Source organism: Kitasatospora atroaurantiaca, assembly GCF_007828955.1.
In the GTDB taxonomy this organism is placed as follows: domain Bacteria; phylum Actinomycetota; class Actinomycetes; order Streptomycetales; family Streptomycetaceae; genus Kitasatospora; species Kitasatospora atroaurantiaca.
In genome coordinates this window covers 6,206,946-6,224,923 of record NZ_VIVR01000001.1, presented here as the reverse complement: position 1 = coordinate 6,224,923, position 17,978 = coordinate 6,206,946, and the positions used below count along the sequence as shown (strand labels likewise).

Here is a 17,978-nt window from a genome sequence, read left to right as displayed (position 1 = left end):
TCCTGCCGGACATAGGTCGGGCGCAGACCCGCGCTGGTTCGCCCGCCGGTCTGCGCCCTGTTCGGAGGGGCGCGCCACGCCCCGCGTGTCCGTCATCCGCCGCGCTTTCCGAGGCGCATGCCAGGCCCCGCCAGCACCATGGCGACCGCCGCCAGGCCGAGGCAGGTCATCAGGCCACCGGTGATGCAGTTGGTGAGGATCGTACGACGAATGGCCTCGTCGCCAACCGTGGCCCATGGGGCAATGATCATCCAGACGCCGATCAGGCTTGCGGCCCAGGCCCGGGCGTGAGTGCGTTCGAATGCGGAGCCGAAGCCTCCCATCAGCACCGTGAATGCCAGGCCGAGCACCAGGTTGTTGACGGTCAGTGCAGAGAAACCGGTAAACCCGACGACCCACGGGGAGATCGCGCAGAACAGACCCGCGAGCACCGCCAGCGTCTCGACGCCCTGTGCCAACGGGGTTGCCGTAACCCGCTCCGCGTGTTCGCGCAGCTCCAGGATGTCCGGATGGTGCTCCATGCTCATCGGAAGCTGGGTCGACACCAGGACCACCTCCTCTGTTGGGACATGCCAGGCGCATGCTCCTTACCCATTTTGTGCCATAAATAACAGTTTGTCCTGCTTTGTCACACAGACGACTTGGATGGCCCGGTCGGCCCCGACGACACCACTTGCAGCGTGAGCTTCTCCCCCAGGAAGCGGCCGATGTCGGCGGCCTCCGCCTCCAGGCCCGGCCGGGCGGCCGCGGGCAGGCGGGCGAACCGCTCCACCACCAGCGTGTCGCCGTCCTTCCGCCAGGTGCCGAGCACCCGCCCGTCCACCACCAGGGCGGGCTTGATCACGCCTCCCCCGGCGTTGATCCGCTTGGCGTGCGCGCGGTCCAGCATCGGCTCGCGGTCGCGGTAGCCGAGCAGGTAGGTGTCGTACGCGCCGAGCAGCCGCACCAACGGCGGGCCGGGCGGCGGCGCGGCGCTGTCCGGTGCGACGTAGAGGCCCGGGGCCGCCTCCATCAGCTCGGCCAGGGCGAAGGCCCGGCGTCCGAGGGCCTGGGTGAGCCCGGCCCAGGCGGCGAAGTCCGCGGGGCCGGCCGGGCCGAAGGCGGCGGCGTAACGGCGGGCCAGCTCGGCGAGCGCGCGGTCGGCGTCGACGGGCGGGGGCGGCGGCAGCAGCCGGTAGCCGGGCTCGCGCGGCGCTACGTCGGCGCCGCGGCAGATCAGCCCGTGCGCCGCCGCGTACCCCGTCAGGTGAGCCGGCGCCTGGCCCTTCGGGTCGACCTGCACCCCGCGGGCGATCAGGGCCGCGATCAGGTCGGCCCGGCCGAGCGGCTCCCCCAGCACCTCGGGGATCGCGGCCAGGGCCTGTCGGCAGACCTCCTCGGTGAGCCCCAACTCCCGGCGCCGGCGGGCGGTCGCCGCCAGGTTCCGCTGCCCGAGGAGGGCGAGCAGCGGGGCCAGATCCTCGGCCGGTACGAGGTGCAGGGTGCCACGCATCAGCCAGCTGCACACCACCTCCCCGGCGGCGTACGCGCGGGCGACGGCCCCCTGGTCGCGCAAACCGCGCGCCCGCAGGGCCAGCCGGGCGGCCGGTGCGTCCTGCGCCTGGATGCCGCCGGCCCGACGGGCGATGCCCGCCACGTCGTCGGTCCGTGGCAGGAACTGGGCGTGCATCCTCCGGCGCAGCAGCTCGGCATCATCGGTCACGACAGCCATTCTGGCGTGAGCTGCGTCTCAACCGGGCGAGGCGTCATTGCCTATGCAACTCGTTGCATAGCAGGATGCGGGCATGGCCCTAGAGCACGCGATCCTCGTCTCCCTGCTGGAGCAGCCCGGTTCCGGGTACGAGCTGGCGCGGCGCTTCGACCGCTCGATCGGCCGCTTCTGGACCGCCACCCACCAGCAGATCTACCGGGTGCTGCGGCGGATGGAGGCGGACGGCTGGATCGCCGCCGAGGAGGTCGCCCAGGAGGGCCGGCCGGACAAGAAGGTCTACTCGGCCGCCGGGGCGGGCCGCGACGCCCTGTCGGCCTGGCTGCGCGAGCCCGTCGAGCCGGAGACCGTCCGGCACGAACTCGCCGTCAAGATCCGCGCCGCCGCCTTCGACGTCCCCGCCGCGCTGGTCTCGCTGACCGCCGAGGTCGAGCGGCACCGGGAGAGCCACGCCGCCCTGCTGGCCCGCTACCTCACCGGCGAGCGGCGCGACTTCCCGGACCCGTCCGCGCTCACCGCCCAGCAGGAGCTGCAGCACGTGGTCCTGCGCGGCGGCATCGAGTACGAGCGGATGACCCTCGCCTGGCTGGACGACGTGCTCGCCACGCTCCACCGCCTCGCCAACTGACCCTCACTTCACAGGAGTTCTCATGCTCTTCAACCCGCGCACCTATGACCCGGTGCAGTTCGACGACACCACCCGCCGGCTGCTGCGCGCCACCGTCGACTGGTTCGAGTCGCGGGGCAAGAAGGCGCTGATCGACACCTACATCGACCGCTCCTGGTACGGGGACTTCCTGGAGTTCGCGGCGAAGGAGGGCCTCTTCGCGGAGTTCCTGACGCCGAGCTCGGCCGACGGCTCGAAGCGCTGGGACACGGCCAGGATCGCGGAGCTCAACGAGATCCTCGGCTTCTACGGCCTGGGCTACTGGTACACCTGGCAGGTCACCATCCTGGGCCTCGGCCCGGTCTGGCAGAGCGAGAACGAGGCCGTCCGGGCCCGGGCTGCCCGGCTTCTGACGGAGGGTCACGTGATGGCCTTCGGTCTCTCCGAGCGGACCCACGGCGCCGACATCTACTCGACCGACATGATCCTCACCCCGGACGGCGAGGGCGGCTTCACGGCCAGCGGCTCCAAGTACTACATCGGCAACGGCAACGTGGCCGGCCTGGTCTCGGTCTTCGGCCGCCGCTCCGACGTCGAGGGCCCGGAGGGCTACGTCTTCTTCGCCGCCGACAGCCGGCACGAGGCGTACCACCTGGTGAAGAACGTGGTGAACTCGCAGATGTACGTCAGCGAGTTCCGCCTCGACGAGTACCCGGTCCGGGCCGAGGACGTGCTGCACACCGGCAAGGCCGCCTTCGACGCCGCGCTGAACACCGTCAACGTCGGCAAGTTCAACCTCTGCACGGCGTCCATCGGCATCTGCGAGCACGCGATGTACGAGGCCGTCACACACGCCCACAACCGGGTGCTGTACGGCAAGAAGGTGACCGACTTCCCGCACGTGCGGCGCGAGTTGACCGACGCGTACGCCCGCCTCACGGCGATGAAGCTGTTCAGCGACCGCGCCGTCGACTACTTCCGCTCGGCCTCCGCCGAGGACCGCCGCTACCTGCTCTTCAACCCGATGACCAAGATGAAGGTCACCACCGAGGGCGAGAAGGTCATCGACCTGATGTGGGACGTCATCGCGGCCAAGGGCTTCGAGGCGGACACCTACTTCGACAAGGCGGCGCGCGACATCCGCGGCCTGCCGAAGCTCGAGGGCACGGTCCACGTGAACCTCGCGCTGATCCTGAAGTTCATGGCCAACTACCTGTTCAACCCGGCCGAGTACGCGCCGGTGCCGAGCCGTCTCGACCCGGCCGACGACGCCTTCCTGTTCCAGCAGGGCCCGGCCCGGGGCCTGGGCGCGATCCGGTTCCACGACTGGCGCACGGCGTACGACGCGCACGCGCACCTGCCCAACGTGGCCCGCTTCCGCGAGCAGGCCGACGGGCTGTGCACGCTGCTCGCGACGCACGCACCGGACGCCGAGCAGCAGCAGGACCTGGACTTCCTGCTGGAGATCGGCCAGCTCTTCGCCCTCGTGGTCTACGGCCACCTGGTGCTGGAGCAGGCCGAGTTGACCGGTGTCGACGCCGACCTGCTGGACGGGATCTTCGACGTCCTGGTGCGCGACTTCTCCGCCCACGCCACCGAGCTGCACGGCAAGAGCTCGACCAGCGAGGCGCAGGCCGCCTGGGCGCTGGCCCACGTCCGCCGGCCGGTCGCGGACGCCGAGCGCGCGGCCCGGGTCTGGGCCCAGGTCGAGGCGCTGTCCGGCGCCTACGAGATGCAGCCGTAGCCGAACGGGGGTGCCACACCTGTGGGCGTGGCACCCCCTCCGGCGCCTCAGAAGGTGAGCTTCCAGCTGTCGATGTGGCCGGTGTCCTGCGCAGCGACGTCCTGGACGCGCAACTTCCAGGTGCCGTTGGCGACTTCGCTCGAGGCGTTGACCGTGTAGGTGGCGATCACGTTGTCGGCCGAGTCGTTGCCGCTGGAGTTCTTCAGCCGGTACGTGCTGCCGTCCGGGGCCACCAGGTCCACGACCAGGTCGCCGCGCCAGGTGTGCTTGATGTCCACGCCCACCTTGAGGGTCGACGGCGCGTTGCCCGTCCGGCCGGTCACGGCGATCGGGGACTCCACGGCCGCGCCCGCATCGGGGATCGAGACGTCGGCGGTGTTCTCGAAACTGGTGCCGGGCGGGGGTGCGGTCTCGGTGCCGAGCGTCCAGATCGCGTACGCGATGGCGTCGCTGTTGCGGTCCAGGGCGGTGTCGTCGAGGTTGGCCGAGGTGTCGCAGGACGAGTGGTAACAGGCATCGAAGGCCTTGCCCGAGGTACCGCCCCACTTGCTCGCCTGAGCGCTCGTCTTGATGTAGTCGGCGCCGCTGAACAGGCCGCCGACCGGGATGCCGGCATTCTTGAACGGGGCGTGGTCGGAGCGGCCGTCACCCTCGGTCTCCGGCTCGGTGGCGATGCCGACGCCGGTGAAGTAGTCCTTGAGGAGCGAGTCCAGCTTGGCGTCGTCGTCATAGACGAAGTACCCGGGGTTGGGCGAGCCGATCATGTCGAAGTTGAGGTAGGCGTCGATCTTCGAACGCTCGCTGCTCGGCAGGCTGTTGACGTAGTTCTTGGAGCCGACCATGCCGTACTCCTCGGCACCCCACCACCCGAACCGCAGGTGCTTCGTGGGCTGCAGCCCGGCCCGCGAGACGGCCAGGGCGACCTCCAGGATGCCCGCGGAGCCGGAGCCGTTGTCGTTGATGCCGGGGCCGCCGGTGACGGAGTCGAGGTGGGATCCGGCCATCACCACGTGCGTGGTGTCGCCGCCCGGCCAGTCGGCTATCAGGTTCCAGCCGGTCGAACCGTTGTAACTGAAGGACTGCAGCGTGGTGGTGAAGCCGGCTGCGTCCAACTTGCCCTTCACATAGTCGATCGAGGCCTTGTACCCGGCCCGTCCGTGGGCGCGGTTGCCGCCGTTGGCGGTGGCGATCGACTGGAGTTGGGCGAGGTGCGCCTTGACGTTGGCAACCGGGATGTCCGGTGCAGCCGGCGTGGTCAGACGTGGTGCCGCCTCGGCGGCGACGGGTGCGAGCAGGGCGGTGGCCAGGGTTACGGCCACCCCGGTCGCAAGGGCGGACCGGCGTAAGCGGGATGACCGCAGGGCATGGTGAGACAACCGGGGCTCCGGATTCTGGTGGGGCAGAACAGGAACTTGCGCGCAATGCGCGTCCATTGATTGACGCGCTCATGATGATTGGCGGAAGTAAAGCTCCAGTCAAGAGGGCGGCCGGCCCGGCCGGGCGGCGCGACCGTCGTCGGCGACACGTACAGTGATGTCTCATCAACTTTGTGTGACATGCCGATCGGCAGGTCATCAGCACGGAGCGAGAGGCATTGAGGATGATCCGACGCACGTCCCTGTGGGCCGTCCTGGCGCTGGCCGCGGCCGTGCTGCCGACAGCCGGTCCGGCCGCCGCCGAGGTGCAGATCTGCCGGCACCGGCCGTGCGTCTCGTACGGCGCGGCAGAGCCGCTGGGCAACGGCACCGTGCGCACGTACGCGGAGCTCGACCACGTGCGCCCGGTCGCGGTCGGCGTCGTGCTCACCCGGACGGCCCTGGACGGGCTGCCGACGGCGATGACGGACCGCCACCACTGCTACGACAAGAACGGCAACGGGCAGATCGAGGAGATGACCGAGTGCGCGGGCGGCCACGAGCACGTCCTCGGCCTGCCCGCGCTGCGCCTGCTCCCCGGGATGCCGCTGGAGTGGACGCTGCTCAACTGGGAGCCGATGGGCCACGGCCCGGCGCACATCTACGACAAGCCCCACTTCGACGTCCACTTCTACCTCAGGCCCAAGGCCGAGCGGGACGCCATCCGGCCCGGCCCCTGCGGCCTCGTGATCAACTGCGAGGACTTCGCCACCGCCACCAAGCCGGTGCCGGCCGCCTATCTGCCGGCCGACCACGGGAACAGGAACCTGGCGGAGGTGGCGATGGGCAACCACCTGCCCGACCTCACCTCGGGCGAGCTGCACGGCGCGCCCTTCACCCGGACCTTCGTCTACGGCGCCTACGACGCCCGGCTCACCTTCCTGGAGCCGATGGTCACCCTCGCCGCGATGCGGCAGACCGAGGAGGGGACGGCCGGCGAAGAGTGCGCCGCCGTCAAGCAGCCGCAGGCCTGGGAGCAGCCCGGCTGGTACCCGCAGCGGTACTGCGTGCGGTACCTGCCCGACCGCGAGGAGTTCACGGTCTCCCTCGAGGACTTCGCCGACCACGGCTGACCGACCGTCAGAACACCGTCATGGTCACGGCCGGGTGGTCCTCCGTGCCCGGAGCCTGCGAGGGGCGGCCGGCGCGGCGTGCAGGGTCAGGCAGAGCAGTTCGGCGCCGAGCGGGCCGGCCTGCAGGCGCAGCTCGTGGCCGCGCGGTACGAGCAGCAGGTCCCCGTCGGCGGCCAGGTGCTGCGCCGGCTCGGGCCACTGTTCGGCGACCACCGGCCCTCGCAGGACGTACCAGGCGGACTCCGCGTCAGGCCGGCCCTGGCGCCCGTGGTGGGCGCCCGGACTGAGCCGTACGTGCTCGAAGGCCTCGCAGGGGCTGCGCAGCAGGTCACGGCGGGCGAGGCAGAGCACGCGGGTGCGTTCGCTGCCGGGGCCGAGGACGACCATGGCGGACGCGGAGGCGGTGGTGACGATCATCGCGGGGCCTCTTCGGGTACGGCCAGGACGGCGTGGAAGTACTCCATGCCGCGCTCGCCGGCGGTGAGGGTGGTCTCCTCGCCGAGCGGCAGGGTGACGGCGGTGCCCTCGGCGAGCGGGACGACGGCTCCGGCGGTGCTCGCCGAGCCGGCGCCCGCGGTGACGTAGAGGGCGTGCTCGACGCCGTCGGCGCTCAGGTGGACGCCGGCGCCCGGTTCGAGCCACGACAGCCCGACGCCGCACAGCGGACCTGTGAGCGCCCGGCCGGGGTCGACGGCGCGACCCCGGTGGAGGGCGGTGATGGCGGTGCTGCTCATGGCTGGGGCTCCTTGGCGGCTGGTGCTTCCCGGTCAGCGGTCGGCCGGGGCGAGGACGAGTGCGGGGCGGCTGCGCGGGGCCGCGGCGGGACGGCAGGCCTCGAGGCCGGCCCGCAGGGCGTCCTCGTCCACCCGGGTCAGCAGGTCGCCGCCCACGCAGTGCGGCCGGCCGAGCGCCCTGAGAAGGACCAGGCCCGGCTCCCCGCTGCGGGCGGTGGCGAGGCGGACGGCGGACGGGAGCGCGTCGAGATCCACGCTCCGGGGCAGGGTGACGGGTGATCCGTTGCGCAGCAGCAGCTCCCGGTGGGCCCGCTCGTCCGCCGCGTCGAGCAGGCCGAGGTGGACGGCGGTACGGGCTGACGCGAGCATCCCGAGGCCGTCCGCACAGCCCGGGCGCAGCGCGGTGAGCAGCCCGATGCCCCGGCCGAGGGTGCGGCCGTACTCCAGGACCCGGGCAGGACCGCGTTCGAGCGGGTCGTAAGCGGTGACGGCGGCCCGCGCGTCGGCGCAGACCGCGATGAAGGAGGCCAGGTCGCGCAGCCCGTACCGGGCGTCGGGGTGCAGGATGGCGGCGACCCGGTCGTAGTGGGCCGGGCAGACCGCCAGTACGTTCCTGATCAGCTCGGCGAGATCGGAGCGCAGCTCGTCGACCGGCCTGGCCCGCAGCAGGTCCAGCTGGTTCCACACCAGTTCGGGGGCGTGGTGGGTGCCGAGCACGCCCGAGGGCAGGAGGTGCCGCAGCGAGAGTGCCGAGCCGCACATCGCCGCCAGCGTGGTCGGCAGGTGGACCAGCCGCAGCCCCTGGAACAGCAGTCCGGCAAGGAGACCGGCGACGCCGCCGGCCTGCTCGCCCCCGACGGCGAGAAGGACGGTCCGCCGGGTGGCTCCGGCCTGGAGCAACTGCTCCGCGAGCAGCTCGACGGTCTGCAGGGTGCAGGCCCCGGGGATCCGGAGCACCTGCGCCGGTACCCGGGCGAGCAGCTCCGGCGGGACGCCTCCGTCGGCGAGGACGACGAACCGGTCGGCGTCCAGCGCGGCCAGCTCCCGGGCCAGTTCGTCCCAGGCGTGGTCGCCGCTGCGCACCCGCAGGCGGTAGTGGGCGCCGCCGGACTGCAGCACGCGGTCCAGGTCGGTGGAGTGAGCCATCTCGGGCCTCCTCTGGCGCTGACCGGTGCCCTTGGTGAGGAAGACGGTGTGCTCGACACCGTCGGTTCCCAGAAGCGTTGCCCCTGCCCGGAGATCTCCTCCCGGTCCCGGCCGGGTCCCGGACGTACCGTGGAGCTGACGCGATAGCGCACCGCGTAGGGAAGGACAAGACCCCTCGCCCCGGCTGTGCAATCTGTGCAGTCCCAGGGGCCTGCGCCTGCTCACCTTGTACACATTGAACAGGCGATCATCCACCTGTTGCCCAACCAGGTCCACAGGAGCAAGCTCAGCGCTCAACCGCACTCACCACCCCCTTGAGCTGCGGAAGCCTCAACGTGGAGGAAGCACCGATGACCGCCAACGCCGTTGAACTCACCCCCGAGGAGCTGGAGGCCGGCCTCGACGCCGAGCAGCTGCGCCGCCTGGTGGGCCTGGTCGAGCACGACGCGGCTGCCGACCCCTTCCCGGTCATCGCCCAGGACGCGGTCGTCTTCGTCGTCGGCAACGCCACCCAGACGGCGCACTTCTACCAGGCCGTCTTCGGCATGGAGCTGGTCGCCTACTCCGGCCCCGAGACCGGCCGCCGCGACCGCAAGGCGTTCGTCCTGCGCTCCGGCTCCTGCCGCTTCGTCATCAAGGGCGGGGTCGCCCCGGACAGCCCGCTGCTGGACCACCACCGCCGCCACGGCGACGGCGTGGTCGACCTGGCGCTCGAGGTGCCGGACGTCGACAAGTGCATCGAGCACGCCCGCGCGACCGGGGCGACCGTGCTGGAGGAGCCGAACGACGTCTCGGACGAGCACGGCACCGTCCGCCGCGCCGCGATCGCCACGTACGGCGAGACCCGCCACACGCTGATCGACCGCTCCCGCTACCACGGCCCGTACCTGCCCGGCTTCGTCGCCGCCGCGACCCGCGTGCAGCGCCCCGAGGGCCACCCCAAGCGGCTGTTCCAGGCCCTGGACCACGCGGTGGGCAACGTCGAGCTCGGCAAGATGGACGAGTGGGTCGCCTTCTACAACCGCGTCATGGGCTTCGAGAACATGGCCGAGTTCGTCGGCGACGACATCGCCACCGAGTACTCCGCCCTGATGAGCAAGGTCGTCGCCAGCGGCAACCACCGGGTGAAGTTCCCGCTCAACGAGCCGGCCATCGCCAAGAAGAAGTCGCAGATCGACGAGTACCTGGAGTTCTACGGCGGCCCGGGCTGCCAGCACCTGGCGCTCGCCACCAACGACATCCTCACCACCGTGGACATCCTGCGGGCCAACGGCGTGGAGTTCCTCTCCACCCCGGACTCGTACTACGACGACCCCGAGCTGCGCGCCCGGATCGGCAAGGTGCGGGTGGAGGTCGAGGAGCTCAAGAAGCGCGGCATTCTGGTCGACCGTGATGAGGACGGCTACCTGCTGCAGATCTTCACCAAGCCGCAGGGCGACCGGCCGACGGTGTTCTTCGAGTTCATCGAGCGGCATGGTTCGCTGGGCTTCGGCAAGGGCAACTTCAAGGCGCTCTTCGAGTCGCTGGAGCGCGAGCAGGACCGGCGCGGCAACCTCTGAGAACGGCTCGGGAGGACTAGGACCATGGCGCACTACCGGCAGCTGGGCAACATCCCGCCCAAGCGGCACACCCAGCACCGCACCCCCGAAGGCGGGCTGTACTACGAGGAGTTGATGGGCGAGGAGGGGTTCTTCTCGGACTCCTCCCTGCTCTACCACCGGGGCATCCCCTCGGCGATCGTGGACGCCCGGCCGTGGGAGCTGCCGGACCAGGCCACCACGCCGAACCTGCCGCTGATCCCCCGCCACCTCAAGCTCCACGAGCTCTTCCAGGGCGAGGAGTGGAAGGACACCGACGTCGTCGCCGGACGGCGGCTGGTGCTCGGCAACGGGGACGTGCGGATCAGCTACGTGGTCGCCGGTGCGCCGAGCGAGCTGTACCGCAACGGGCTCGGCGACGAGTGCGTGTACGTGGAGTCGGGCTCGGCCGTCCTGGAGACGGTGTTCGGCACGCTGGAGGTCGGCCAGGGGGACTATGTGATCATCCCCCGGGCCACCACCCACCGCTGGGTGCCGGGCGCGGACGAGCCGCTGCGCGCGTACTGCATCGAGGCGAACAGCCACATCACGCCGCCCAAGCGCTACCTCTCGCGCTTCGGGCAGCTGCTGGAGCACGCGCCGTACTGCGAACGCGACCTGCGCGGTCCGGTCGGGCCGCTGCTGGTCGACGAGACGGACGTCGACGTGCTGGTCAAGCACCGGGGGTCGAGCGGGGTGGTCGGCACCCGGTACACGGTGCCGCACCACCCGTTCGACGTGGTCGGCTGGGACGGCTGCCTCTACCCGTACGCCTTCAACATCAGCGACTTCGAGCCGATCACCGGGCGGATCCACCAGCCGCCGCCGGCCCACCAGGTCTTCGAGGGCAACAACTTCGTGATCTGCAACTTCGTACCGCGCAAGGTGGACTACCACCCGCTGTCGATCCCGGTGCCGTACTACCACTCCAACGTGGACAGCGACGAGGTCATGTTCTACTGCGGCGGCAACTACGAGGCCCGCAAGGGCTCCGGCATCGGCCAGGGCTCGATCTCGCTGCACCCCGGCGGCCACACCCACGGGCCGCAGCCGGGTGCGTACGAGCGCAGCATCGGTGCCGAGTTCTTCGACGAGCTGGCGGTGATGGTGGACACCTTCCGTCCGCTGGAGCTCGGCGAGGGCGCGACCGCGAGCGAGGACCCGGGCTACGCGTGGACGTGGTCGGGCGGACGGGGGCCCCGGTGAGCGAGCGATGGGGGTACCCCCGGCCGGAGGCTGGGGGAAAGCGAACCAATGGACTGGCCGCCCGTCGCGAAGCGACCGCCGAGCGAAGCGAGGCGGGTGCATGAGCGTTCCGCCCTTGTTCCGTGGGCTGTTCGACGATGCGGCGATCTTCCCGCCGGGGGATCTGCCGCTGCCCGAGGCCGTGCCCGCGCACCTGGCCCACCGGGCCGCCTGGTACGCCGAGGCGGTCGGCCCGTTCCTCTGCGGGCCGGGCCGGCTGGGCGAGTTGGCCTCGCTGGCCGGTCCCGGCCTGCGGGTGGGGCTGGTGCTGCCGGGGGGCAGCACCGAGCTCGTCCCGGCGCTGAAGGCGGCCGCCGGGCTGTCGGTCGTCTCGGTCGAGGTGGCCGCGTCGGACGTGCGCGCGACCGTCGCCGCCCTCGACGGGAACCTTCCGTCGGGCGTCACCGCCGCCGTCGAACTCCCGCGCGGCGCCCGCCTGGAGGAGTCCCTCGACGCGCTGACCGATACGCCGTACCGGGCCAAGTTCCGTACCGGCGGACTGACCGCCGCGGCCTTCCCGTCGGTCGGGGAGCTGGCCGCGTTCGTGGCCGGCTGCGCCGAGCGTGCCCTGCCGTACAAGTGCACGGCCGGGCTGCACCACGCCGTCCGGCACACCGACCCGGTCACCGGGTTCGAGCACCACGGCTTCCTGAACGTCCTGCTGGCCGCGCAGGCGCCCGACCGGGCCGCAGAGGTCCTGGCCGAGCGGTCAGGTGCGGTACTGGCCACCGCCGCACGATATCTGACGGATGATCAGATCGCCCAGCTCAGAAGCTCCTTCACCGCCTTCGGCACCTGCAGCATCGCCGAGCCGCTCGACGACCTGGCCGCGCTCGGCCTACTGACCCGGGAGAACCGTTGACCACCTGGATCGCCTCCGCGCAGGACTCGCCGTTCGGCCTGCACAACCTCCCGTACGGCGTCTTCACCGCCCCCGACCAGCCCGGGCGCCGCCGGATCGGCGTCGCCGTCGGGGACTTCGTCCTGGACGCGGGCGCCGCCGCCCGCGCCGTGGGCGAGCCCTCGGTGCTCCTCGACGCGGACTCGCTCAACCCGCTGCTGGCGGCAGGCCGTCCGACCTGGACGGCCGTGCGCGCCTCGCTCACGGCCTGGCTGAGCGACGAGGCCCACCGGCCCGCGATCAGCCCGTGCCTGCTCGAGCGCGGGGACGTCGAGCTGCACCTCCCCTTCGAGGTCGCCGACTACGTCGACTTCTACGCCTCCGAGCACCACGCGACCAACCTGGGCAAGATCTTCCGGCCCGGCTCGGAGCCGCTGACGCCCAACTGGAAGCACCTGCCCATCGGTTACCACGGCCGCGCGGGCACGGTGGTGGTCTCCGGCACCCCGATCGTCCGCCCGCACGGGCAGCGCAAGGCGCCCACCGACCCGCTGCCGTCCTTCGGCCCCTCGCGCCGGCTCGACATCGAGGCCGAGGTCGGCTTCGTGGTCGGCGCGCCGACCGAGCTCGGCACCCCGGTGCCGCTGGCGGACTTCCGCGACCACGTCTTCGGCGTCTGCCTGCTCAACGACTGGTCGGCGCGGGACATCCAGGCCTGGGAGTACGTGCCGCTGGGCCCCTTCCTCGGCAAGTCCTTCGCCACCTCCGTCTCCCCCTGGGTGGTGCCGCTGGACGCCCTGGAGCACGCCCGGGTCACCCCGCCGGCGCGCGACGTCGAGCCGCTCCCCTACCTCGACGACCGGGCGGGCGAGCCCTGGGGACTGGACATCGCCCTCGAGGTACGGCTCAACGGGCACCTCGTCTCGCGGCCCCCGTTCGCCGAGATGTACTGGACGGCAGCCCAGCAGCTGGCCCACCTCACGGTCAACGGCGCCAGCCTGCGCGCGGGCGACCTGTACGCCTCCGGCACGGTCAGCGGCCCGGAGGCCGACACCCGCGGCGCACTGATCGAGCTCACCTGGAACGGCGAGAACCCCGTCAAGCTCCCCGACGGCACCACCCGCACCTTCCTGGAGACCGGCGACGAGGTCACCATCACCGCCACTGCCCCCGGCCCGGACGGCACCCGCCTGTCCTTCGGCGAGGTCACCGGCCGCATCGTCCCCTGAGCCGTCGTCCCGTAAGGGAATCCGGCACACCGTCGGCCGGGGCACCGAGGTCCACTCGGTGAAGCGCCGTATCGTCCCGTCCGTGAGAAAGATCGTGCTGATGATGTCGGTGTCCCTCGACGGGTTCTTCGAGGGACCGGACCGCGAGATCGACTGGCACCTGGTCGACGACGAGCTGCACAGCTACTTCAACGAACAGCTCAGGGCGTTGGGCGCGTTCCTGAGCGGACGGGTCACCCATGAGCTGATGGCCGGGTTCTGGCCGACCGCCGACAGTGACCCCTCGAGTACCGGGCCCATGGTGGAGTTCGCCCGCATCTGGCGGGAGAAGCCCAAGATCGTGTACTCCCGGACCCTGGAGCGCGCCGACTGGAACACCACCATCGTGCGGGAGGTCGACGTCGAGGAGATCCGGGCGCTCAAGGCGCAGCCCGGCGGAGATCTGGCCCTCAGTGGTGCCGACCTCGCCGCGGCCTTCCGGCAGCACGACCTGATCGACGAGTACCACCTCTGCGTCCACCCGGTCCTCATCGGACGGGGCAAGCCCCTGTTCCGGCCCTCGGACGCCAGGACCGATCTCCGGTTGGCCGAGACCCGGGCCTTCGGCAACGGGGTCGTCCTCCTCCGCTACCAGCGTGCCGAGGCCTCCTCGCCGGGGTGATCTCCACCCGCCGTCCACCGGGCCGGTACCGTGTCGGGAGATCTTGAAGCGATGCCCAGGGGACGGAGCGGCCCGATGACGACCGATGTACTGCTGCACACGGACGGCAGGGCGGGCCGTATCGTCCTCAACCGGCCCCGGGCGCTCAACGCACTCACCCACGAGATGCTGCTCACCGTCCGGCAGGCCCTGGAGACCTGGGCCGCGGACGACGCGGTCGCCACCGTCGTCCTGACCGGTGCGGGCGAGCGCGGGCTGTGCGCGGGGGCGGACATCCGGGCGCTCCACGACGACGCCAAGGCCGGCGGAGCGGGCGCGCGGTCGTTCTTCCGGGACGAGTACCTGCTCAACCACCGGATCTCGCAGTACCCCAAGCCGTACGTGGCCGTCATGGACGGCATCACCATGGGCGGCGGGGTCGGCCTCTCCGCCCACGGCGGCGTACGGGTCGTCACCGAGCGCTCCACCGTGGCCATGCCGGAGACCCGGATCGGCCTGGTGCCCGATGTCGGCGGCAGCCTGCTGCTCGCCGAGGCACCGGGTGAGCTCGGCACCCACCTCGCCCTGACCGCCGCCTCGATGGGACCGGGGGACGCGCTGCTGTGCGGCTTCGCGGACCACTTCGTGCCCACCTCCCGGCTCGCGGAGTTCACCGGGTCCCTGGCCCGGCTGGACCCGGCCGAGGCCGTCCGGACGTTCGCGGCCGACGCACCGCCGTCCGAACTGGCCGCCCAGCGCGAGTGGATCGACGCCTGCTACGGCGCCGACACCGTGGAGGAGATCCTGGACCGCCTGCTGAGCAGCGGCGTCCCGGAGGCCAAGGAGGCCGCCGAGCAGATCAGGGCCAAGTCACCGACCTCCCTGAAGGTCACCCTGGCCGCCCTGCGGCGCGCTCGCGCCCTCGGCTCCCTGGCACAGGTCCTGGACCAGGAGTACCGCGTCTCCTGTGCTGCCCTCGAGGCGCCCGACCTGGTCGAGGGCATCCGCGCCCAGGTGGTCGACAAGGACCGGGATCCCCGCTGGTCCCCGGCCGGCCTCGCCGAGGTCGGCGAGGCCGAGGTGGCCCGCTTCTTCGCCCCGCGCGGCGGCGACGAGCTGGGCCTCGGGTGACCATCGTCTCGCCTGTCGAGACTGGCGCACCGGCCGGTCCGTCCGAGATCGTAGGCACCGTCAGGGCGCGCTGAGTGCCGCAGAGCAGGAATTGGGGAGTCAAGGACGATGACCGATTACGAGACGATCCTGGTCGAGCGCAAGGGCCGGGTCGGGCTGATCACGCTCAACCGGCCGAAGGCGCTCAATGCGCTGAACAACCAGCTCATGAACGAGGTGGTGGAGGCCGCCACCGCGTTCGACCGGGACCCGGAGATCGGCTGTCTGGTGATCACCGGTTCCGAGAAGGCCTTCGCGGCCGGCGCGGACATCAAGGAGATGCAGGACAACCGCTTCCCCGACGTCTACCTGGACGACTGGCTCGGCCCCTGGGACCAGCTGGGCCGGCTGCGCAAGCCGGTCGTCGCGGCGGTGGCGGGCTTCGCGCTGGGCGGGGGCTGCGAGTTGGCGATGCTCTGCGACATCCTGCTGGCGGCGGACACCGCCAAGTTCGGCCAGCCCGAGATCAAGCTGGGCGTCATCCCCGGCATCGGCGGCTCGCAGCGGCTCACCCGGGCGATCGGCAAGGCCAAGGCGATGGAGCTGTGCCTGACCGGCCGGATGATGGGCGCCGAGGAGGCCGAGCGGGCCGGTCTGGTGTCCCGGGTCGTGCCGGCCGCCGAGCTGCTCGCGGAGGCGCTGGCCACTGCGGAGACCGTCGCGGCGATGTCGATGCCGGCCGCCGTGATGATGAAGGAGAGCGTCAACCGGGCCTTCGAGACCACCCTCGCCGAGGGCGTCCGGTTCGAGCGCCGGCTCTTCCACGCGGCCTTCGCCACGGCCGACCAGAAGGAGGGCATGACCGCCTTCGCCGAGAAGCGCGCGCCGTCCTTCGAGAACCGCTAGGGCAACCAGCAGGGGCGCGGGAACTGCGCGAAACCGGAAGGGCACAGGCCGCTGCCTTCCGAACTCGCGCAGTTCCCGCGCCCCTCGTGTGGTCACCCGATCCCTAGGACGGTGTGCTGAGCCGCGCCAGCCCGCTGCGGGTGGCCGCCACGACGATGCGGTCGCCCGGCACCAGCCGCCGGGCCCGGTCGGCGTAGTTCCACTGGTGGTCCTCGGGCCGCCGCGCCAGCCGTACGGCGATCACCCGTACCCCGCCCGGTTCCTCGATGTCGTGCAGGTTCAGCCCGGCCAGCCCCGACCGCTCGTCGGCGGCGAGTTCGGCGATCAGCAGCACGTGCCGGTAGACGGAGAGCGTACCGAGCACCTCACGTCCCATCAGCGCGGCGGCGAAGGCGGGTGCCGAGAGGTAGGAGACCGAGCGCGAGGCGACATTGCCCAGGGTCGCGTACACGTGATGGGCGAAGTCGTCGTCGAAGAGCCGTACGACGATGCGCACTTCGGGCCGGACGGCACGCGCCTCCAGACCCGCCTCCAGGTTGGCCGCGTCGTCGTCGGTGACGGCGACCAAGGCCCGGCTGTACTGGATCCTGGCCCGCCGCAGCTGGCTCTCCAGCGGCGCGTCGCCGACCAGGACCGGCAGGCCGAGCGCCCGGACCGCCGCGATGCCGCGGGCCTGCGGGTCACGCTCGATACAGACCACCGGGACGCCCGCCTCGTGCACCAGGGCCGCCACCCGGACGCCGACGTTGCCGAGGCCGACCACCACCACGTGGTCGCGGGTCCCGGCGCCGGGGGCCTTCGGCAGCCCGCGGCGGCCGGTGGCCAGCACCTCCACCATGATCGCGGTGGCCACCGGCACGAAGGTGATGCCGCAGAAGGTGATGACCACCTGGGCCACACGCTGCCAGGTGCCGCCGGGCACCTGCTCGCCCGGCTGGTCGGGGGTGGCCGCGCCCGCCATGTCGAGCAGGGTGACGTAGAGCGTCCAGCCGAGATGCCCGTTGAAGTACCAGATCACGCCCGCGCCCAGCAGGACGGCGAGCAGGGCGGTGATCAGCACCAGCCGGAGCCGGGCGCTGGTGAAGAACCGCAGGGTGTCCAGCAGCCACCAGCGCGTCCTGGTCCACCACGGGATGGGGAGCGGAGGCTCGCTGGTCAGTGCCTGCAGGGCGGCCACGCCCCCGCCCGCCCCGGCGGCGGGCGGGTCGGCGTCGGGGAGGCCGGCGGTCGAACCGTCCGCGCCCAACCGCCGTGCCAGTGCGATGAATTCGGCCGCCCGCCCGGCGGTCTCGGGCAGCAGGCGCAGTCTGCTGAGATCCTGCCGGTCGATCCGGTCGGCGACCACGCAGATCTGGTTGGAGTGGATGTCGTCGTCGTACGCGACGTACAGGTAACGGTCGCCGACCCGTACCGAGTTGGGGCGGCCGAGGGCGCCGTTGGCGAAGGCGGGGGCGGCCGTGGCGGAGCCGGAGAGGGCCGCACCGTTCTGCAGCAGCCGCTCGATGTGCTCGCCGAGCCGCTGGTTGAACATCCGCAGCACGATCCGGATGCCCGGGTTCCGGCCCTGGGCGTTCAGCGCGGCATGGATGTTGTCCTGGTCCGAGCCGTCGACCAGCGCGATGCCGCGGGCGGTTTCGGCGTGGACGGCGCCGAGCGCCTCGTCCGTGACGGTGGCGTACTCGTGGACGGCCGCGACACCCGGGAGCTGCAGGATCTGCGGGCCGTGGTCGCGGGACACGTCCGGCACCAGGGCCACCACCGGGACTTCGTACTGCTCGATCAGCTCCCGGATGAGCCGGTGGGCCAGGGCGTTGCCGCCGCAGACGATGTAGTGGTTGGTGATCGGCTCGACCTGAGGGGTCCCCCACCCTTCTTGAGTCACAGCATCGGATACTACCCATCCGATAGGACATCCGGGTGACCGCCGGATGACTGAAGGATCATCAGACCGTCATGGGCGCGTCAGCCGAACGGTGGCGTCCGCAGGCGGCCCGCCGGGCAGG

17 protein-coding genes are annotated in these 17,978 nt (G+C 71.6%); 10 read left to right on the top strand and 7 right to left on the bottom strand.

The window, feature by feature from the left end:
- Positions 1-92: 92 nt before the first annotated feature.
- Both FB465_RS27970 and FB465_RS27965 read right to left on the bottom strand, forming a co-directional pair.
- Positions 93-545: an SPW repeat protein gene (locus tag FB465_RS27970; RefSeq protein WP_145794933.1), complete on the bottom strand. Its 453-nt coding sequence runs from the start codon at positions 543-545 to the stop codon at positions 93-95.
- Positions 546-628: 83 nt separating this feature from the next.
- Positions 629-1,702, bottom strand: a complete 1,074-nt coding sequence (locus FB465_RS27965; RefSeq protein WP_170290704.1) for a winged helix DNA-binding domain-containing protein — start codon at positions 1,700-1,702, stop codon at positions 629-631.
- A gap of 82 nt (positions 1,703-1,784) precedes the next feature.
- Between FB465_RS27965 and FB465_RS27960 the strand changes: the two genes are divergently transcribed.
- Positions 1,785-2,336 carry a PadR family transcriptional regulator gene (locus FB465_RS27960; RefSeq protein WP_145794929.1) on the top strand — a complete coding sequence of 184 codons (552 nt, stop codon included), beginning with the start codon at positions 1,785-1,787 and terminating at the stop codon, positions 2,334-2,336.
- A 22-nt stretch (positions 2,337-2,358) separates the two neighbouring features.
- Positions 2,359-4,059, top strand: coding sequence for an acyl-CoA dehydrogenase family protein (locus tag FB465_RS27955; RefSeq protein ID WP_145794928.1), 1,701 nt, complete (start codon positions 2,359-2,361; stop codon positions 4,057-4,059).
- A gap of 47 nt (positions 4,060-4,106) precedes the next feature.
- Here the strand turns inward: FB465_RS27955 and FB465_RS27950 are convergent, their stop codons facing one another.
- A complete protein-coding gene (locus FB465_RS27950; protein ID WP_170290821.1) occupies positions 4,107-5,420 on the bottom strand; it encodes a M28 family metallopeptidase in 1,314 nt (437 codons plus the stop codon).
- Between the two features lie 239 nt (positions 5,421-5,659).
- Between FB465_RS27950 and FB465_RS27945 the strand changes: the two genes are divergently transcribed.
- A complete protein-coding gene (locus tag FB465_RS27945; protein WP_145794924.1) occupies positions 5,660-6,547 on the top strand; it encodes a hypothetical protein in 888 nt (295 codons plus the stop codon).
- A gap of 24 nt (positions 6,548-6,571) precedes the next feature.
- Here FB465_RS27945 and FB465_RS27940 read toward each other — a convergent pair whose 3' ends face one another.
- The 3 genes from FB465_RS27940 to FB465_RS27930 are packed head-to-tail and all read right to left on the bottom strand — an operon-like array spanning position 6,572 to position 8,427.
- Positions 6,572-6,964: a hypothetical protein gene (locus tag FB465_RS27940; protein ID WP_145794922.1), complete on the bottom strand. Its 393-nt coding sequence runs from the start codon at positions 6,962-6,964 to the stop codon at positions 6,572-6,574.
- Positions 6,961-7,281: a hypothetical protein gene (locus FB465_RS27935; RefSeq protein ID WP_145794920.1), complete on the bottom strand. Its 321-nt coding sequence runs from the start codon at positions 7,279-7,281 to the stop codon at positions 6,961-6,963. The genes FB465_RS27940 and FB465_RS27935 overlap by 4 nt, the downstream gene beginning before the upstream one ends.
- Before the next feature lie 33 nt (positions 7,282-7,314).
- The gene (locus tag FB465_RS27930; protein ID WP_145794918.1) at positions 7,315-8,427 is read right to left on the bottom strand and encodes a 3-dehydroquinate synthase family protein; all 1,113 of its coding nucleotides are present in this window, start codon (positions 8,425-8,427) and stop codon (positions 7,315-7,317) included.
- Between the two features lie 422 nt (positions 8,428-8,849).
- On the opposite strand from FB465_RS27930, the gene hppD reads away from it, so the two are divergent.
- The 7 genes from hppD (at position 8,850) to FB465_RS27895 (ending at position 15,975) form a co-directional block, all read left to right on the top strand.
- Positions 8,850-9,986, top strand: coding sequence for a 4-hydroxyphenylpyruvate dioxygenase (gene hppD, locus FB465_RS27925; RefSeq protein WP_425461264.1), 1,137 nt, complete (start codon positions 8,850-8,852; stop codon positions 9,984-9,986).
- 24 nt (positions 9,987-10,010) lie between these two features.
- Positions 10,011-11,210 carry a homogentisate 1,2-dioxygenase gene (locus FB465_RS27920; RefSeq protein WP_145794914.1) on the top strand — a complete coding sequence of 400 codons (1,200 nt, stop codon included), beginning with the start codon at positions 10,011-10,013 and terminating at the stop codon, positions 11,208-11,210.
- Positions 11,211-11,310: 100 nt separating this feature from the next.
- Complete coding sequence (locus FB465_RS27915) at positions 11,311-12,111, top strand: hypothetical protein (protein ID WP_145794913.1); 801 nt, start codon at positions 11,311-11,313, stop codon at positions 12,109-12,111.
- Positions 12,108-13,319: a fumarylacetoacetase gene (fahA, locus tag FB465_RS27910; RefSeq protein WP_145794911.1), complete on the top strand. Its 1,212-nt coding sequence runs from the start codon at positions 12,108-12,110 to the stop codon at positions 13,317-13,319. The genes FB465_RS27915 and fahA overlap by 4 nt, the downstream gene beginning before the upstream one ends.
- An 82-nt stretch (positions 13,320-13,401) precedes the next feature.
- The gene (locus FB465_RS27905) at positions 13,402-13,980 is read left to right on the top strand and encodes a dihydrofolate reductase family protein (RefSeq protein WP_145794909.1); all 579 of its coding nucleotides are present in this window, start codon (positions 13,402-13,404) and stop codon (positions 13,978-13,980) included.
- A 75-nt stretch (positions 13,981-14,055) separates the two neighbouring features.
- Positions 14,056-15,090 carry an enoyl-CoA hydratase/isomerase family protein gene (locus tag FB465_RS27900; RefSeq protein ID WP_145794908.1) on the top strand — a complete coding sequence of 345 codons (1,035 nt, stop codon included), beginning with the start codon at positions 14,056-14,058 and terminating at the stop codon, positions 15,088-15,090.
- A 108-nt stretch (positions 15,091-15,198) separates the two neighbouring features.
- Positions 15,199-15,975 (top strand): enoyl-CoA hydratase, encoded by a 777-nt coding sequence (locus FB465_RS27895; RefSeq protein ID WP_145794906.1) that lies wholly within the window; start codon positions 15,199-15,201, stop codon positions 15,973-15,975.
- Positions 15,976-16,078: 103 nt separating this feature from the next.
- Here the strand turns inward: FB465_RS27895 and FB465_RS27890 are convergent, their stop codons facing one another.
- The gene (locus FB465_RS27890; protein ID WP_145794904.1) at positions 16,079-17,857 is read right to left on the bottom strand and encodes an NAD-binding protein; all 1,779 of its coding nucleotides are present in this window, start codon (positions 17,855-17,857) and stop codon (positions 16,079-16,081) included.
- Positions 17,858-17,978: the final 121 nt, after the last annotated feature.

Excerpts from the sequence above, each read along its gene's own strand:
- FB465_RS27960 (WP_145794929.1), top strand. The coding sequence starts at position 1,785 with ATGGCCCTAGAGCACGCGATCCTCGTCTCCCTGCTGGAGCAGCCCGGT.
- FB465_RS27955 (WP_145794928.1), top strand. The coding sequence starts at position 2,359 with ATGCTCTTCAACCCGCGCACCTATGACCCGGTGCAGTTCGACGACACC.
- FB465_RS27945 (WP_145794924.1), top strand. The coding sequence starts at position 5,660 with ATGATCCGACGCACGTCCCTGTGGGCCGTCCTGGCGCTGGCCGCGGCC.
- FB465_RS27940 (WP_145794922.1), bottom strand. The coding sequence starts at position 6,964 with ATGATCGTCACCACCGCCTCCGCGTCCGCCATGGTCGTCCTCGGCCCC.
- FB465_RS27935 (WP_145794920.1), bottom strand. The coding sequence starts at position 7,281 with ATGAGCAGCACCGCCATCACCGCCCTCCACCGGGGTCGCGCCGTCGAC.
- FB465_RS27930 (WP_145794918.1), bottom strand. The coding sequence starts at position 8,427 with ATGGCTCACTCCACCGACCTGGACCGCGTGCTGCAGTCCGGCGGCGCC.
- FB465_RS27920 (WP_145794914.1), top strand. The coding sequence starts at position 10,011 with ATGGCGCACTACCGGCAGCTGGGCAACATCCCGCCCAAGCGGCACACC.
- FB465_RS27915 (WP_145794913.1), top strand. The coding sequence starts at position 11,311 with ATGAGCGTTCCGCCCTTGTTCCGTGGGCTGTTCGACGATGCGGCGATC.
- FB465_RS27900 (WP_145794908.1), top strand. The coding sequence starts at position 14,056 with ATGACGACCGATGTACTGCTGCACACGGACGGCAGGGCGGGCCGTATC.
- FB465_RS27895 (WP_145794906.1), top strand. The coding sequence starts at position 15,199 with ATGACCGATTACGAGACGATCCTGGTCGAGCGCAAGGGCCGGGTCGGG.